13 protein-coding genes and 1 pseudogene (1 of these 14 only partly in view) are annotated in these 16597 nt (G+C 71.5%); 7 read left to right on the plus strand and 7 right to left on the minus strand.

The window, feature by feature from the left end; genetic code table 11:
- Positions 1-8: 8 nt before the first annotated feature.
- The gene (locus tag WMF20_RS12670) at positions 9-1490 is read right to left on the minus strand and encodes a PA4780 family RIO1-like protein kinase (RefSeq protein WP_437613555.1); all 1482 of its coding nucleotides are present in this window, start codon (positions 1488-1490) and stop codon (positions 9-11) included.
- Positions 1491-2081: 591 nt separating this feature from the next.
- Here WMF20_RS12670 and WMF20_RS12675 point away from each other — a divergent pair.
- A complete protein-coding gene (locus tag WMF20_RS12675) occupies positions 2082-2450 on the plus strand; it encodes an HNH endonuclease (protein ID WP_437613557.1) in 369 nt (122 codons plus the stop codon).
- Positions 2451-2639: 189 nt separating this feature from the next.
- Here the strand turns inward: WMF20_RS12675 and WMF20_RS12680 are convergent, their stop codons facing one another.
- Entirely contained in the window at positions 2640-3251 is a 612-nt protein-coding gene (locus WMF20_RS12680) for a LysR substrate-binding domain-containing protein (RefSeq protein WP_437613559.1), read from the minus strand.
- Between the two features lie 61 nt (positions 3252-3312).
- Between WMF20_RS12680 and WMF20_RS12685 the strand changes: the two are divergent.
- Positions 3313-3996, plus strand: a pseudogene (locus WMF20_RS12685) (SDR family oxidoreductase); the annotation flags it as partial.
- A gap of 348 nt (positions 3997-4344) precedes the next feature.
- Here WMF20_RS12685 and WMF20_RS12690 read toward each other — a convergent pair.
- Together WMF20_RS12690 and WMF20_RS12695 are read right to left on the minus strand one after the other, a co-directional pair.
- The gene (locus tag WMF20_RS12690) at positions 4345-4818 is read right to left on the minus strand and encodes an SRPBCC family protein (protein WP_437617109.1); all 474 of its coding nucleotides are present in this window, start codon (positions 4816-4818) and stop codon (positions 4345-4347) included.
- 41 nt (positions 4819-4859) lie between these two features.
- On the minus strand, positions 4860-5729 hold the full coding sequence (locus WMF20_RS12695; RefSeq protein WP_437617110.1) for an NmrA/HSCARG family protein: 870 nt from the start codon (positions 5727-5729) through the stop codon (positions 4860-4862).
- 102 nt (positions 5730-5831) lie between these two features.
- On the opposite strand from WMF20_RS12695, the gene WMF20_RS12700 reads away from it, so the two are divergent.
- Positions 5832-6725 (plus strand): LysR family transcriptional regulator, encoded by an 894-nt coding sequence (locus WMF20_RS12700; RefSeq protein WP_437613561.1) that lies wholly within the window; start codon positions 5832-5834, stop codon positions 6723-6725.
- Between the two features lie 28 nt (positions 6726-6753).
- Here the strand turns inward: WMF20_RS12700 and WMF20_RS12705 are convergent, their stop codons facing one another.
- Positions 6754-8646, minus strand: coding sequence for a metallophosphoesterase family protein (locus tag WMF20_RS12705; RefSeq protein ID WP_437613563.1), 1893 nt, complete (start codon positions 8644-8646; stop codon positions 6754-6756).
- A 97-nt stretch (positions 8647-8743) separates the two neighbouring features.
- Here WMF20_RS12705 and WMF20_RS12710 point away from each other — a divergent pair, with 97 nt between their 5' ends.
- The gene (locus WMF20_RS12710) at positions 8744-9424 is read left to right on the plus strand and encodes a hypothetical protein (RefSeq protein ID WP_437613565.1); all 681 of its coding nucleotides are present in this window, start codon (positions 8744-8746) and stop codon (positions 9422-9424) included.
- Positions 9425-9872: 448 nt separating this feature from the next.
- Positions 9873-11228, plus strand: coding sequence for an FG-GAP repeat domain-containing protein (locus WMF20_RS12715; protein WP_437613567.1), 1356 nt, complete (start codon positions 9873-9875; stop codon positions 11226-11228).
- A 157-nt stretch (positions 11229-11385) separates the two neighbouring features.
- On the opposite strand, the gene WMF20_RS12720 is transcribed toward WMF20_RS12715, so the two are convergent.
- Positions 11386-13206 (minus strand): DUF885 domain-containing protein, encoded by a 1821-nt coding sequence (locus WMF20_RS12720; protein WP_437613569.1) that lies wholly within the window; start codon positions 13204-13206, stop codon positions 11386-11388.
- Positions 13207-13525: 319 nt separating this feature from the next.
- Here WMF20_RS12720 and WMF20_RS12725 point away from each other — a divergent pair, with 319 nt between their 5' ends.
- Positions 13526-14740, plus strand: coding sequence for a metallophosphoesterase (locus WMF20_RS12725; RefSeq protein ID WP_437613571.1), 1215 nt, complete (start codon positions 13526-13528; stop codon positions 14738-14740).
- A gap of 171 nt (positions 14741-14911) precedes the next feature.
- On the opposite strand, the gene WMF20_RS12730 is transcribed toward WMF20_RS12725, so the two are convergent.
- Positions 14912-15178: a hypothetical protein gene (locus WMF20_RS12730; RefSeq protein WP_129574601.1), complete on the minus strand. Its 267-nt coding sequence runs from the start codon at positions 15176-15178 to the stop codon at positions 14912-14914.
- A 341-nt stretch (positions 15179-15519) separates the two neighbouring features.
- Here WMF20_RS12730 and WMF20_RS12735 point away from each other — a divergent pair, with 341 nt between their 5' ends.
- Positions 15520-16597 carry the 5' portion of a glycoside hydrolase family 9 protein gene (locus tag WMF20_RS12735; protein WP_437613573.1) on the plus strand. 1307 nt of this gene lie beyond the right edge of the window, so only the first 1078 of its 2385 coding nucleotides appear in the window; the start codon lies at positions 15520-15522; its stop codon lies off the right edge, out of view.

The raw sequence follows: 16597 nt of genomic DNA on the forward strand, positions 1-16597 counted from the left end.
GGGGCCTATCAGGGGTTCCGGCGCGTGCCCGAACGCCGATCGCTGGTGCTCACCGAGATGACGACACGGCGGCGTGGCCGCGACGCCGCCTGAGCCTCCCCTTGCTGCGGCGGCCCTTGCATCGCCTGGTGCTGTTGAGGCCTGTGCGGCGCCTCGTGCTGCTGCGGCCTGCGCGGCGCCTCGTGCTGCTGCGGCCTGCGCGGCGCCTCGTGCTGCTGCGGCCTGTGCGGCGCCTCGTGCTGCTGCGGCCTGCGCGGCGCCTCGTGCTGCTGCGGCCTGGGCGGCGCCTCGTGCTGCGCGGGCCGTTGCGCCGTCGCATGCTGGGCCGGCCGATGGTCTGGCCGATGCCGCTGTGGTCGCTGCCTCGCCTCGTACTGCACCGGCGGTTGTCCTGATGGGTGCTGCGGTGGTCTTTGGGCAGGCGCGTTGCCCGCGTGCTGCGGCCTCTTGTCAGGCCCGGCGTTTTGCGGCCTTCGCCCTGGTCCGTGCTGCCGCGGCCTTGGCCCGCCCCCATTCCCGGCATGCGCAGCCGGCCTCTCCGCCTGCCGCGGTCGGTCCCGCGGATCGGTCGTTCGCCCCTCGGTCGTGGGCGCCTCGGGGGCGGGGGCGGGCGCGGGCGATGGGGTGGTCTTCGGCGCTCCCCGCATGCTCAGGCCCTGACGCTCGCGGCGCTTGCGCTCGTCGTAGTTCGCGTCGCCGATGAGGTCGAGCACGGCGCGGGTATCCACCCTTCGCTCGGAGACCCGATGGCGGCCGGTCAATCGGGTCTCAGGGGTAAGCGCGCCGCTGGCGTAGAGCTCCCACATCTCCTCACCATAGGCGGCTCGCCGTTGCTCGGGCACGAAGCGCGTGAGGAAGCGATGGAGGTTGTCGACGTCACGGAGCAGGAGCTGCTTGGCGTTCTGGTTCTTCGCGGCGTCCACCGACTGGGGGAAGTCGATGATCACTGGCCCGTCGGCGCTCATGAGCACGTTGAAGTCCGACAGATCGCCGTGCACGACGCCGGCGCACAACATCCGCGTGACCTCGCCGATCAGGCGATGGTAGACCCACGTGGCCTGATCTCGGTCGAGGCTCGTTTCGGCGAGGCGAGGCGCGGGGCTGCCGTCGACGTCGGTGACCAACTCCATCAGGAGCACGCCGTCGATCGCGTGGTACGGCGTCGGCACGCGGACGCCTGCGTCGCGCAGGCGGTAGATCATGTCGACCTCGGTCGAGCGCCAGGCGGCTTCGTCCTGAGCCCGGCCGTGGCGCGAGCGTTTGTCCATCGCGCGCTGGTCGCGGCTGTTGCGCACCTTGCGGCCCTCGGTGTACGCCGCGCGGTTCTTGAAGCTGCGGTTCTGCGCTTCTTTGTAGACCTTCGCGACGCGCAGCTCGCCGCCCGACCGGACGAGGAAGACCACCGCTTCCTTTCCGCTCATCAGCGGCCGCACAACCTCGTCGATGAGCCCTTCGTCGACCAGCGACGTGAGGTTGCTCGGAATTTGCATGTTCTCGTGTGTCTTCGTTTCGTGGGAGGAAAAATCTCCGGCCTCCTCTTGCCGCAAAAGATGGTGCGCTGCAACCGTGGCCCACGCTTCGGCGGCTGCGCGTCGCCCGCCTGAAGGTCCCGGCGAAGGACACGCTGGAGCGCGATCTCGCCGCCGTGGCACGCGCGAACGTCCCCCTGCCCGTCGTGACCGGCTTCTCGCCCCCCTTGCCGCCTCCGCCGCCGCGCTGGCCCGGCGTGCCCCAGCCGCCGTCGCCGGCCCAGTCCGCTTCCCAGCTGGCCTCGCCGATGCGCCCGATAACCTGGCCGGGGGCGCCGACGGTGCCTCGCGCGCCGTAGCTCCCGTAGTCACCGTCCGTGCAGCCCACGTCGGCCACGTCCCCGCGTCCTCGCCGTCCGTAGTTGCTGGGGTCCGACGTCGGGGTCGGCGCCTGTTCTGGCCCGCGAGCAGATCAGCCTGGCGCGGGTGCGGCGGGCCATCGAGCTGGAGGCCGCATCGCCGTGCGTGGCGGACCCGAGCCATGCTAGAGTATGCCGAGGTCGTCCGTTTGAACGACATGCTCAGCCTCCTCAAGCTTCAGGCAGAGGAGGTATGGACCCTGCGCGCGGCGTCGTGACGCTGCCGAGCGACACGCGAGAGCTGGTCCAGCGGCGCGCCCAGGGGGCATGTGAGTACTGCCACCTTCCGCAGGACGCATCCATCTTGCCCCACCAGGTAGACCACATCATCGGAAGGCAACATCGTGGTTCGGATGATGTCGACAACCTGTGTCTATGCAGCATTCGCTGCAACTTGAAGAAGGGGCCGAATATCGCGTCGATCGACCCCGAGAGCAAGCTTGTCGTACAGCTCCATCATCCCAGGCGGCACGCGTGGCGAGAGCACTTCGTCACGGAAGCGAATGGAATCATCAACGGGCTTACAGCGGAGGGCGCGCGACTGTCCAGATCCTGGACATGAACGACTCGGATCGAGTTCGCCTGCGCGCGTTCCTGCTGCGCCGGGGCCGGCATCCGTGAGGTCACGGTCGTCCGTGCAGCCCACGTCGGCCCCGTCCCCGCGTCCTCGCCGTCCGTAGTGGCTGGGGTTCGGCGTCGGGGTCGCCGTTGCGCCCGTCCTCCCTGCCGCCGGGCAGCAAGCGCCCGACCGTCAGCCGGGCTCCCCCGCGCCCCGGCGGACCAGGGCCCGCAGGTGCGGCGAGAGGGCACGGCCTGAGAAGAAGAGATCCCGGAACCAGCGCTGCGCCGGGTCGTCGTCGTGGCGCTGCGACCACAGGGCCACGACCTGCGCGGCGGGCAGCTCGAAGGGGGGCGCGAAGACCCGCAGTCCGAAGAGCTCGCGGGCGCGCTGGGCGACGCTGCTCGCGATCGCGCAGATGAGGTCGGAGCTGCGGACGGCGAGGGGCGCGGCCATGAAGTGAGGCACGCGCAGGGCAACGCGCCTGCTCTTGCCGAGGCGGGCCAGGGCGCGGTCGACGGCGCCGTCGCGGCGGCCCTCGACGCTGACGAGGACGTGGCCGAGGGAGACGTAGGTCTCGAGGTCGAGGCGGCGCGCGATCGCCGGGTGGCCTTTGCGGACCACGACGGCGAACGGCTCCTCGTAGAACGGCGCGCGGCGGAGGCCAGCGGCGGGCACGGGCTGGGAGGCGCCGATCAGGGCCAGATCGACGTCGCCGAGGACCAGCGCGGGGACGGTATCGGGGGAGAAGCGCTCGATCTCCAGGCGCACGAAGGGGGCGTGCTTGCCCAGGTGGGCGAGCACATCGGGGAGGGTCGTGAGCTCGAAGTGGTCGACGGTGGCGACACGGAAGGTGCGCGTCGAGGTGCGCGGATCGAACGGCTCGGGGGAAACGAGGGCGCGGCGGAGATGCTCGAAGGCGGCGGGCAGGGCCGCCCGGAGCTGGAGGGCGCTCTCCGCGTTCGTCGACGCGCACGGCGGCGATTCGCGGCGGCTCCTGGTGGTCGAGGGCGATGTGGAAGAGGCGTCGCTCGGCCTTTCGGACCGCTTCGAGCAGGTGCGCGATGTCTATCACCTGGCGGCGCGCTTCGCCTTCGGGCTCGGTGTGCAGGAGGCGCGGCGCTGCAATGTCGAGGGCTCGCTGCACGCGGCCGGGTGGGCGCTCTCGCGGCCCCGCCTGCGGCGCTTCGTCTATCTCGGCGGCTACCGCATGCTGCACGCGAGCACCCGGTCGGGCGCGGAGAGCGCGCTGACCGAGCGCGCGCGGGGCCGGCTCTACCGCCGGCTCGGCGCCTACGAGGCGTCGAAGCACGAGTCGTATCTCGCCGTGCGCCGCTTCGCGGCCGAGCGCGGGCTGCGCTGGACGGCCGTGCATCCGAGCAGCGTCATCGGCGACTCGCGCACCGGCGAGACAACGCAGCTCACCGGCCTCGGCGAGACCGTCGAGCGGCTCTGGCAGGGCCGCCTGCCGGCCCTGGTCGGCAGCGAGCGCACCTTCCTGCCGCTGGTGACCGTCGACTACCTGGCGCGCTTCCTGGCGAGCGTGCCCGAGCGCCCCGAGACCGCGGAACAGGACCTCTGCGTCCTCGATCAGGCGACGCCGCGGCTGCCCGCGCTGGTCCGCGGCATCGCCGCCCACCTGGAGCGCCGCCCCCCGAGGTGGGTGCTGCCCGTCGGCCTGGTACGCCTGCTGCCGGAGGCGCTCACCGGAGTGCCGCGAGAGAGCCTGTCGTTCCTCGCCGAGGATGCCTATGACACCCGCGCGGCCGACGCCCACGCCCGCGCGATCGGGCTGGCGATGCCGCCGATCCGGACGAGCGTCGAGCGCTGGTGCGACTACCTCGCGGCGACGCGCTTCGGCGCCGCACTCGGGAGAAAGACATGCCCCTCGCGGTGGTCAGAGCCGACCCTCCGCGAGCAGCTCGCGGGTGCGCTTCAGCGTCGACAGCAAGGCGCTCTTGTAGCCCTTATCGCCGTTCATCCACGCCTGCTCGGCCTGCTCCTCGGGGCCGTTCGGCTCCTTGCCGCGCAGGCCGAGGTAGCCGTAGAAGCGGAGCTGGAGCGCGCCGTCGGCGTCCTCGAACAGCTCGTTGATGATCGCGCCCTCGCGGGGACCGGTGGCCTGGAAGAAGGTGACCTTGCTCTGCGGCTCGAACGTGATGATCTCGCGCAGGTCGTCGCCCGCGATCGTGGCTTCGCGCACGATGTGAGAAGCGCTCTCCTCGACGACGTCGCAACGGGTGCAGAGGCCGGGCGGGAGGAACAGGCGGGCGTCGCGGGCCTTGAGGACAAGGCCCTCCCATGCCTGCGCGCGGGTCAGCTCGGTCTCGCCTTCCGGGTTCACCGGGACGGTGGCGGTCGAGTAGATCATGATGATGTTCCTTGTCGTGAGTGTTGAGGTTCGCTCGGCCGTCAGGCCGAGGTCGCGATCTCGGCGGCGAAATCGCGGTAGGAGCGCAGGGGGCGTCCCAGGAGCGTGGTGAGACGTGCCACATCGCCGGCCTCGGGGACCATGCCCTCGCTGAGGAAGCGCTCGCTCATGAGGCGCATGTCGAAGGCCATCCAGCTCGGCATGAGCTGCCGGAGGTTCCGCTCGAACCCGGCGGTGTCATCGCCAGGATAGGCGATCGGCCGCCCCAGGACCTCCGTCCAGATGGCCGCGGCATCCGCGCCGGTCAGCGTGTCGGGACCGACGAGGTTGATCCGGTCGAGGGGAAGCGGGGCGGCGGCCTGCTCGCGGCGGATCAGCTCGATGGCCGCGATCTCGCCGATGTCGCGCGCATCGATCATGGCGAGCCCCTTGCCGCCGATCGGCATCGGGTAGACGCCGTATCCGGTCACCACGTCCTTGATCGTGAGATCGTTGTTCATGAAGTACGCGGGACGCAGGACGGTGGCGCTCAAGCCCATCTGCTCGATCATGCGCTCGACGGCGAACTTGCCCGCGAAGTGCGGCACGTTCACGTAGCGGTCGCTGTGGATCACCGACAGGTAGACGATCCGCTCGACGCCGGCCTCGCGGGCGACGTTGAGCGCGATCAGGGCTTGGGTGAGCTCGTCAGGCACCACGGCGTTGAGCAGGAAGAGCGTGGAGACGCCCGAGAAGGCGCTCCGCAGCGAGTCGACGTCGAGCAGGTCGCCCTGCGCGACGGCGACGCCCGCCGCGAAGTTCGCTTTGGCGGGATCGCGGACGAGCGCGCGCACGTCGGCGCCGCGCTTCGCGAGCTGTTCGACGACTTGGCGGCCGACTGTGCCGGTCGCGCCGGTAACGAGGATGGTCATGGGGATCGCTCCGGTTGGGTCGAAAGACACGCTGTAAATTAGTGGTTCACATTCGTGCCGATAGACGTTAACTTGGGACAGACCGTCTCGCTGGTGGAACACATGGATCTGCTTGCTCTCGCCGATTTCAGCCTCGTCGCCCGGCACGGAGGCTTCGGACGAGCCGCACGCGCCGCGGGGCGCCCGAAAGCGACCCTGTCCCGCCGGGTCGCGGAGCTGGAGGCCGCCCTCGACCTGCGTCTCTTCGAGCGCGGGGGGCGCACACTGAAGCTCACCGAGGAAGGACGGGCGCTCTTCGAGCGAACGGGGGCATTGCTCACTGAGCTCGACGAGACCGCGGCAGCGATCGCCTCGGGTGGGGGCCGGCCGCGAGGCAAGCTGCGAATCAGCGCGCCTTTGCTCTTCTCGCAGATCGCGATGGGCAAGATCGCGGCCGGGTTCGCGCTGAAATATCCGGAGGTCCGGCTCGAGGTCACGACGGAAGATCGGACCGTCGACATGGTCGAGGAAGGTTACGACCTGGTGATCCGGGTCAATCCGGATCCGGATGAGAGCCTCGTCGGACGAATCTTGCTGCGCGATCGGCTGGTCGTCGTCGCGAGCCCGGGCCTCGCTCGACCGGTGGACAATCTCGCTGTTCCGGCTGTCGTGCGGGGGGCAGGCGACCGGACTGCAGCCTGGGATGTCACGGCGCCAGCTGGAAGAACCCGCATCGTGGTCGATCCAGTCCTGCGCCTGTCGTCGCTCATCATGGTCCGCGATGCTGTCCGAGCGGGCGTCGGCGCCGGACGCCTCCCAATTTCACTTGTGAGTCACGATCTGGCCGCTGGAGCTCTGGTGCATTGGGGCGATGTGGACGGCCCAGACATCGTCCTGTGGACGCTCTATCCGTCCCGGAGGCTGCTGAGCGCTCGTGTCTCCGCCTTCCTCGACCATTTGAAGGAAGCCTTTCCCATGGGAAAGCCTGACGAGCTGGCCGCCTTTATCGGGGCATGAGGCGGCCAATCCCGCCGCGGGCGAGGCGTCATGTGCGGCGGGCGGTCGGGACCTCGTAGGCGAACGAGCCGCGCTCATCGAGGTGGTAGGCGGAGACGTCACGGTCGATCCTGCGCCCGGCGGCGCTCGTGAACATGCGCCGGGGAAAGACGCGCACGCGGGCCTGCGCGGCGCCGGGGAGCAGCTCGAACCGGCCGGCGCTGAAGCCGTGGAGGCGGGTCACGGCTCGGCCGCCGGGGCCGTCGTGCTCCTCGAGACCGAAGAGGGAGGCGCCCTGCAGGGCGTGACGCGCCTGGCCGCCGCCGTGGGCGGTGGAGGTGGCGGTGCCCTCGTGCATGTGGCCGAAGAAGTGGGCGGCGAAGCGACCGGCCGGGTCGACCTCCTGGCGGAAATCCTGGCGTGCCTGCGGGTGGAGCCACTCGGGCGGGTGGTGGGTGAGCAGCAGGTTGATGTGGTGGCGCTGCAACCACTCGGGGGCGTACTCGTCGCAGACGGCGTGGAGCTGGCGCGGGTCCACGGCGAGGCGCTCCTGGTAGTCGCCGCCGGTGAGCTGCAGGAAGGCCGAGTTGAGGCCGATGACGCCGAGCTCGAGGCCGTGGAGCGACAGCGAGTACGCGCTGTCGCCCGGCAGGAGGCCGAGCCTCCGGCGGTCGCGGACGTGCCACCGGCAGGAGTCGACCCACGTGGTGTAGGCTTTGAAGACCTGCGCGAGGTGCTCGCGGTAGGCGAGGCCGTGCTTCTCGTCGAACACGTCGAACACGCGGTCGCGCAGGCGCGGGTTGGCGTGCCACTGCGAGAGGGCGAGCACGTACGGATCGAGGTCGTTCGGGCGCTCCAGGTCGTGGTTGCCGGGCACGGTGATCAGCCGCGGCTGCGAGCCGAGCTGGTCGAAGCGCCGCCACAGCCTGTCGAGGGTGGCGTCGAGCTTCTCGAACTCGTCGCGGCTGCCGCGCTGGGTCAGGTCGCCGGTGAACAGCACGAGGTCCCACGGGCCGCACACGTCGTGCAGGCGCGCGAGGTCGTCGAACAGCGCGGTCATGACGTTCGGCCACAGCCAGCTCGTGCCGCCCATGCCCTGGTGGAGGTCGGTGAGGTGCAGCCAGCCGAGCGAGGCGGGCCTCGCGGGCGTGGACGGCGCCGGCCGCGGGGCGCTCGCGTCTTCCTCGGGAGGGCGGGTCGAGCGCGACAGCCTGGCCGAGGCGTTGGGGGCCGGAACGGCCAGGCCGACGGTCGTGGCGTCGCGTCCGGCGGTCGGCCGCGCGGGCTCCGGCGCGGGGGGCGCGGGCGGCGCGGGCGGGGCTTCTTCGAGCTCGCCCGCGTCCGAGTCCGCGGCTTCTCCGGCGAGCTGGGCCCCTTGCCAGAGCAGCACGTCGGCCCCGTGGGGCGAGATCGTGTGCTCCGCGAGGAGCTTGCGGACGCGTGCGCTGTAGTCGAGGTACCCGGTCGGCCTGCCGAGCGCGATGGGCGGGCCGCCGTCGATCGCGGCGAGCCCCCGCGCCATCGTCGTGGTCGCCGGCGGGAAGCGCATGGGATCGCGGGTGTGCAGGATCATCGACGGGAACAGCCAGCCGCCGCCCGGCAGGCTGCCCCCGCGGCGGAGCTCGGCCAGGTGCTCGGCGAGCCAGGCGTCGTCGGCTCGCCATAAAGAAGGCACCGCCGCGTTGACGCCGTCGAGCGCGGCGACCAGCAGGTTCGCGTTGTTGCCGATCAGGCCGGTGGCGAAGCGGTTGTTCACGTCGCGGCCGTCGACGTGGTCGGCGTTGAAGAGCTGGAGCAGCCGCCGGAGGCCGGCCTCGTCGAGCTTCCCGAGGGAGCCCTCGATCAGCGCGCGCGCTCGCGCGAGCGCGTCCTCCCGCCGGGCGATGCGCTCCGGGTGCAGCCGGGCCCGCGTCTGGCGAAGCACCTGTTGGAGATCGAGCATAGGCGGCGACTATATCCTGGCGCGGCTCCCGTCGGCGCGCCTCGCGCGAGCGGGCGTCGCCCTGGCCGGGCGAGGCCACCTGAGCGATCATGCCCCCGTGGAAGCCCTGCTCCTCTCCGCGCTGGGGGTCGCGCTGACGCTCGGCCTCGGCGGGGCCGGGCTTCGATGGGCGCTGCGGCGCGCCGAGCGAGAGCGCCTGCGCCGGGCGTGCGTCGACTCGATCGCGAAGCTGCGGCCAGCCCGCTTCACCGCCGCGAGGGGCCGCGCGGTGCCCGTCGGCGAGCCGCTCGTCTCGCCCTTCAGCGGGCGCCCGTGCGTCGCCTTCCGGGTCGTGCGCTGGCGGCAGGAGCGCAAGGGCGGCTTCGGCCGCAACAACCTGGGCTTCGTATGGGTCGTCGACGACGACGCCGAGTGGGCCCCCGACTTCGCCCTCGACGACGGCACGAGTCAGGCGCTCGTCCGCCCGAGCGGTCACGTGCGCTTCGACCTCGCGGACGCCGAACCGCCGCCGGACGCCGCCGGCCACGTCGACGCCTTTCGCGAGCGCTACGGGCACGAGCGCGCGTCGTTCTTCGCCGGCTTTCACGGCGCGGTTCGCTACCGGGAGACGGTCATCGAGGTGGGGCAGCCCGTGCTCGTCGCGGGCACCGCCGCCGTCTCGAGCCGGCTCGACGCGAGCGACGAGCGGGACGGCCATCGCGCGTCGCCGGGGCCGATCGAGCTTCGGCCCGACGACGACCCGCTCTACATCGGCGACGGCCGACGACCGAACGCGTGATCCCCGATGTCCACCTCGGTGGACGAGCTCGCGCAGGGGAGCGCCCGCGTCACGCGCGCAGGTCGACGGCTTCGCCGTCCGCCGCCACCTCGGCCGCCGCCCCCGAGCGCGCCTCGGAGCATCAATGCAAAGAGGTGTAGCCAAAGGACAGACGAAGCTGTACCCCGTAGCCGCCTCGGTCCTCTGCGCCGTCTGGACGCGGCTGATCGTCGAGGCGCGCCATTCCGGCTTGATTTGCCTACGCGCCGCGCCTTCTGCTCGGTGAGGCGGGGCCATCGACGCCGGGCCCCGCTGCGCGCGCGAGCCAGGCGTAACGGGGTCGTGACACTGAGATGCAGAGGTAACATCTGGGCGTGATGCCCACGTGACAGCAGCCGCCGACGGGCTCGGGGAGGACGAGCTGCGAGCATGTCTCGCGCTGGCACGGAAGCTGCCGATGCTGCGCGGTATGACCAACACGACGACAATCAAGCGAAACAACAAATCGAGAATCGGCAACTCGCTGCGCGGCGCGCTCTCGGTGGCCGTGACTTCGGGTCTGGCGCTCGGGTCTGGCGCGTGTGAGCTCGCCGACGAGATGGAGGAGGCCGAGGGCATCGCCGCCCACGGCATCGCCGCCGAGGGCATCGCCAATGTGGCCGGATGCGCGCTGACCCAGGCGGGCTGCGGCGTAACCACCACCTGGTCATCGTTCTGCGCCGAACCCGGCGCCCTGCAAGCCGCCTACTTCGACGAGGTGGCCGAGGATGTGGCCTACGTGTGCAACGACGCGCTCATGCAGCGAGCGGGCGACGACACGGGCAGGCTGGTCTCCGATTATAGCACGTCCAATGCGCTGCCCGCCGAGGGGCGGGACATCGCGCTCAGCAACGCTCCCGCTCGGTTCATCGTATCTCACGCCGACGGGCTCTCCGTATTCCACGGCATCCAGTTCGCCAGCAATTTTCCGCGCGTGGATTACGCCGCCGCGTGTCCGGGGCCCGTCGCCATCGGCGACCTCAACCACGACGGCCGCGATGATGTCGTCGTGGTCGAGGTATGCAACGACAGGATCGTTCGCCGGCTCAGCGATGCCAGCGGCAACCTCGGCGCGCCGCTCGCTTATAGCATGGGGACGACCTACATCCACGATGTCGCCCTCGGCGATTTCAACGGCGACGGTCACCTCGACGTGGTGACTGCCAACCAGTATGAGGCGGACGGTCTCACCCCTGGCAAGGAGGGCTACGTCACCGTGCGGCGCGGCACCGGAACGGGCTCCTTCCTGGCCGCCGCCTCCTACAAGGTGGCGCCGTTCGACGGGCTGCGCATGGGCCACCCTGCCAGGGTCGTGGCCGCGGACATGAACGGTGATGGCTTCGACGACATCGTGACCGCGAACCAACCGCGCAAAGCCGATCCCTTCAGCTGGCCGTGCTTCTCGGGCATCGACGGCAGCTGCCCGGACGTGAGCATCATGCGCGGCGCCGCCAACGGTTTCCTCGCTCCGGTCTCGCGGGACAGCGGAGTGTCGCAGGGATTCAAGCTGGTCCGCGGGCTGGTCGTGGACGACTTCAATACGGCCGGCGCGGGCATGCCCGACATCGCTGTGGCCACGTGCAGCGCGGCGACCTCCGACTGCGACGCGCGCATCTCCATCCTGCGCCAGACCGGCGGCGGCACCAGCTTCGCCGCGCCCGTGGTGCGCGAGATCGGGCCGGGTATGATCGGAGGGATCGACTCCATCCACCCCATTTTCCTCGAGCCTGGCCTCATCTGGACCAGGCCGGGCAGCAACACCCTGGGCTTCCTGCGCGCCGAGTGAGGGCGCCGGGGAGAGTCAGCGCCGGGGGGAAGTCCAGCACCGCGCGCGGCCGCTCGCGCTGTCTCCGTCGCGCCGTGCGAGCGCGGCCGCGGAAGCCGCGCCGATGATGAGCCTGCGCGTTCCGGACGGGAGGAGCTTCAACATAGCGTTTAGCGGCTCAGGGGAGGCGCGCGCGCGACGCGACCCAGCGCGCGATCTGGTCGCCGAGGATCGGCAGGGTGACGGCGCCCGCGCCGAGCAGCGCGTCGTGGAACCCCTTGATGTCGAACCGGGGCCCGAGCTTCCGCTCGGCGTCCTTGCGCAGCCGCTGGATCTCGAGCTGGCCGACCTTGTACGCGAGCGCCTGCGCGGGCCAGCCGATGTAGCGATCGACCTCGTTCACGACGACGCCCTCGTCGACGATCGTGTTCGCCATCATGTAGGTCACGGCCTGCGCGCGGCTCCAGCCCTTCGCGTGGATGCCCGTGTCGACCACGAGCCGGCACGCGCGCCAGGCGTCGGCGCTCAGCATCCCGAGCCGATCGAGATCGCTGGAGTAGAGCCCCATCTCGTCCGCCAGCCGCTCGCTGTAGAGCCCCCAGCCCTCCGTGAACGCCATGACGTTCGCGTGCTTGCGAAACGTGGGCACCTCGCCGAGCTCTTGCGCCAGCGCGACCTGGATGTGGTGGCCAGGGATCGCCTCGTGGAACGCGACGACCTCGGACTCGAAGCGACGGCGCGTCTCGGGGGCATACGTGTTGACGTAGTACGTCCCGGGGCGGCTCCCGTCCTGCGCGGGGTCTCGGTAGAAGGCGGGCGGGGAGTGCTTCTCCTCGAACGCCTCCATGCGCCTCACGTCGAGCGGGGTCCGGGGCAGCGCGCCGATCCAGGCAGGGATCGCGGCCCTGGCCCGCGCGACCGCCGCCGACGCCGCCGCCTCGACCTCGTCGCGCGTGGAGAAGGTGAGCGCCTTGTCCTCGCGGAGGCGGCGCTGGATCTCCGCGAAATCGGAGGTGCCGAGCGCCTTCGCGCCGAGCGCCTTCATCTCGTCCCGGATGCGCGCGACCTGCTCGAGGCCGATCGCGTGGACCTCGTCCGCCGAGAGCGCGAGCGATGTGCTCGCCTTGATGAGGCGCGCGTAGCACGCCTCGCCGCCGGGCACGTGGGACAGGCCCGCGCGCGCGTCGTCCCTGGCGCGCGGCAGGATCTCGCGGGCGAGCGCCTCCCGGTAGCGCGAGAAGGCCGGGCGGGCGCCGCCCTCGACCGCCTGCTCCACCGCCGCCGCGAACGATCTCTGCTCCGCGTCCGGCCAGTCGGGGTGCGCGGCGTCGCGGGGGCTCATGAGCGCCCACGCGCCGGAGGGCTTCGCGAGCAGCTCGTCGAGCTGGGCGATCACGCGCTCCACCGTGGCGCGCGGGGCCACCTTGCCTTGCTGGAGCGCTCGCCGGAGCCGGTCGGTGCGCGCGTCCATGTGCGCGCCGATCTCGCTCCAGCGCGCGACGAGGGCGCGGCCCTCCTCCACCGTGCGCACCGTCTGGACCCGCGCGAGCTGGAGGAGCTCGACCTGAGGTCCCCCGAGCTGGTCGACCGTCCACGCCGAGAGGTCACACTCGCGCGATGCGAGGTCGCTCTCGATATCATGCACCAGCATCCCGTGCGTGACGCGATCGGGGAGCGCGAGGGACGCCGCGTCGATCGCTCGCGCCCGCCCGAGCAGCGCCTCGAGGCGCGCGATCTCGCGCGCGCGGCCGGCCTCGGTGACGTCGGGGAGGCGATCGTCGTGGCTGCGGAAGCCGAGGAACGTCGCCTCGACGGGCTCGGCCGCGAGCCGGCCGTCCCAGTGCTCGCCGGCGAGCGCCGCGAGCTGCGCCGCCGCGGCGGCGGAGCTTTCGGTTCCGGTGCGCCCTGGCGTCGCCGGCGACGGGGGCTGGTTGCACGCGAGCGGGCTCAGGGCGAAGAGCGCCAGCGACAGCAGCGCGGTCCGTGATGAATGGAACAAGGATCCCTCCGGCGTGGGTGCGGTGATGCCTTTTCCCGTCAGGGCGCGCGCACGATTGCCTGGTGAATGCCAGTTATCTCGGGGGTCCGTCACTCGATCGCAGCCGGGTCATGGCGGCGCTCCCTGCGGAGCAACGCGCCTCCGTACCAGCCGGGGGCCTGTGCCGCAACGCCGCCGGCCCCAAGGGGGTAAGCTCGCCCGTCGCACGACCGGACCCGGACGCCTGGCGCGGGCGCGCCGGACGCGGGAAACTCGCCCGTCCGACCGGGCAGGGCAGACCGCGGTGGCTCTGCGCGCCCGAGTCGCCTGGAGCCGTCGATTGAAGTTCCTCACCCCCGTCGTCCTGTTCTGGGTGGCCTCCCTCCTGGCCTGGCTCCTCGTCGCCGTGGCGGCGCGGCGCCGTCGCGGCCGGCTCTACGCCCGGTTCGTCGGCGTGCTGCTCGGCATCCACACGCTGATCTCGTGCGCGCTCTTCCGCCACGTCGGCCCGCTCGCGCCGGCGTTCGCGTACCTCCAGGGCGCGGTTTACCTGCATTTCCTCCTGCTCTCGCGCCCGCGGATGCGCCCGCTCGCCTACCGGGCGCTCGTGAGCATCCCGGCGTCCTACTTCGTGGCGGCGATCTTCCTGTCGTTCCCGTGGGCCATCGCGAGCGGCCTCGGGGCGACGCCGTACGGCCTCTGGGCGCCCTTCGCCCTCGCCGGCGTCGGCATCCTCCAGTCGCTCACCGCCCGCCGCGAGGAGGTCGAGCTCGTGGTCGACCGCGCGCGCGTCGAGGGGCTGAAGCGCCACCCGCTCTCGCGCGAGGGCGCGCCCCCCGCGCGCCGCCCGCTCCGCATCGTCCAGATCACCGACCCTCACCTCGGTCCGTTCATGTCCGTCGCGCGGCTCCGCGGCATCTGCGAGCGCGCGGTCGCCCGCGATCCGGATCTCGTCGTGCTCACCGGCGACTTCCTGACCATGGAGTCGCAGGACACCGCGGAGCACCTCGCCGAGGCGCTGTCCCCGCTCCGCGCCCTGGAGGGCCGCGTGTTCGCGTGCCACGGCAACCACGATCACGAGTCGCCCCGCCTCGTCGCGACCGCGCTCGCCCGGGCCGGGGTGCGCCTGCTCGTCGACGAGGCGGCGCTCGTCGAGACGGCCGCGGGGCCGGTCCAGGTGCTCGGGATGGACTTCCACTACCGCGATCGCGCGGAGCGCATGGCCGAGGTCTGCGCCCGGCACCCGCGCGCGCCCGGGGCGCTCCGGCTCGTGCTGCTCCACGATCCGGGCGCGTTCCGCCTCCTCGGCGAGGGCGAGGGCGATCTCGTGCTCTCCGGCCACACCCACGGCGGGCAGCTCGGCCTGGTCAGCCTCGGCGGCTCCTGGACGGCCCTACGGCTCTTCGTGAACATGCCCGATCACGGCCTCTGGGCCCGCGGCCCGGACCGGCTCTACGTGCACCGCGGGACAGGGCACTACGGCTTCCCCCTCCGGCTCGGCGTCCCCGCCGAGGAGAGCGTGCTCAAGGTGCACCTCGCCGGCGACGGCGCGTGACAGGCGCGCTCCCGCCCGCGGGGCCGGCGCCGGCCCCCCCGCGCCCCGAGGGGGCGCGTTCCAGATTGGATGCTTCGCGGAGGAGGCCCGATGCGCCGAGGCGGCGCGGCGATCGACTCCGCGCCTCGCGCGGCGACCGCGGAGCGCGCAGGCGGGCGCGCGGGCGACCGATCAGGCCTTTTCGAGGAACTTGCGCACCTGGGACTCGATGGCGCTGCCGGGGACGATGAACGGCTTGTCCGTGATGTCGACCGAGAAGCTCTGGGCGGCGATGGCATAGGATCCCTTCACCGTCCCCGCCGGCGTCGGCACCGAGAACGTGCCGTTGCCCTCGTTGCCGTTGAACTGGCCACCGGCCTTCTCGATCGCTGTCTTGGCCTTCGCGACGATCTCTTGAGCGGAACCGGGGAAGGGGACTGAGAAGCTGTGCTTTGCCATGTCGTCTCCTCGTTTAGGGTGCTCGGTCGCGATCCGGACGCGACGAGGCGCCGCAGAGCCTAGTGCGGCCGCGCCGGGGGTACCAGCGCGATCGACCGGCGCCGGAGCACGAGGATGGAGCGCGCGCCGGCCCGGCCTCCGGAGCGCTCGCGACCTCCGGCGCGGCTCCCGTGTGCCTCCAGCGCAGCTCCGTCGTGGTCGAGCCGCGGGGGAGCCGGCCGGGGATCCGCAGGGCGGCGCGGCCCGCCATTTCGACGCGCGGGCGAGGATTGCGCTTGACAAGATGGACGTAATTGCCGCTTTTTAACCGCTGATTGCCCCTATCCGTGAACCGAGGACTTATGAACGACTCCCATCTCAAGCCGTGGATCCTCCGCCGAGCGGGGCGGGCGTCCGCGCTCGTGCTCGGCGCGCTCGCGGCGAGCGCTGGATGCGCGACCGCGCAGGGCCCTTCCGCGGAGGCCCCTTCCGCCGGCGCTGACACGGGCGCCGCGGCGAGCGCCGGGCCCGCGCAGACAAACCTGCTCAAGGCCTCCGATTTCGACGACAACAAGAGCCTGCCCTGGACCACCTCGTTCACCGCGCCGGGCGCGGGCAGCGCCGAGGTGAAGAACGGCGCCTATTGCGTGACGGTGACGAACAAGGGGTCGAACAACTGGGACGCCCAGTTTCGCCACCGGGAGATGGTGATCCAGAAGGGGCACAGCTACACGATCCAGTACAAGGCCTGGGCGTCCGCGCCCACGAAGGCGCGCCCGAAGGTCGGCATGTCGGGGCCGCCTTACGACGAGTACTGGTTCGACACCGTCGAGCTCGGGACCGAGCCCAAGACCTTCTCCGGCAAGTTCTCGATGGCGAAGGCCGACGACGCCACGGCGGAGCTCGCCTTCCACATCGGCGGCGCGATGGCCTCGGCCAAGGAGCCGTTCGAGGTCTGCATCGACGACATCCGCCTCGACGATCCGGAGTTCAGGGCCGCCGCGCCCGCGGGCGACGCGGCGGCGGCCGCGGCGCCGAAGGTCGCCGTGAACCAGGTCGGGTATCTGCCGGGCGCGATCAAGATCGCGAGCGTGAGCAACGCGGCGACCGCGCCGCTCGCGTGGGAGCTGCTCGACGGCTCGGGCAAGCCGGTCGCGCACGGCCAGACCAAGGTCTTCGGGAAGGACGCCGCCTCCGGCGATCACGTCCACCTCGTCGATTTCACCGCGCACAAGGCGCCGGGCCAGGGCTACGTGCTCAAGGTCGGCGAGGAGAAGAGCTACCCGTTCGACATCGGCGCCGACATCTACCAGAAGCTCAAGTACGACGCGCTCGCGTATTTCTACCACAACCGCAGCGGCATCGAGATCAAGATGCCTTATGCCGGCAAGCCCGAGCTGGCGCGCCCGGCCGGGCACCTCCAGGACAAGAGCACGCATT

Source organism: Sorangium sp. So ce834 (genome assembly GCF_051521425.1).
Lineage (GTDB): Bacteria > Myxococcota_A > Polyangia > Polyangiales > Polyangiaceae > Sorangium > Sorangium cellulosum_D.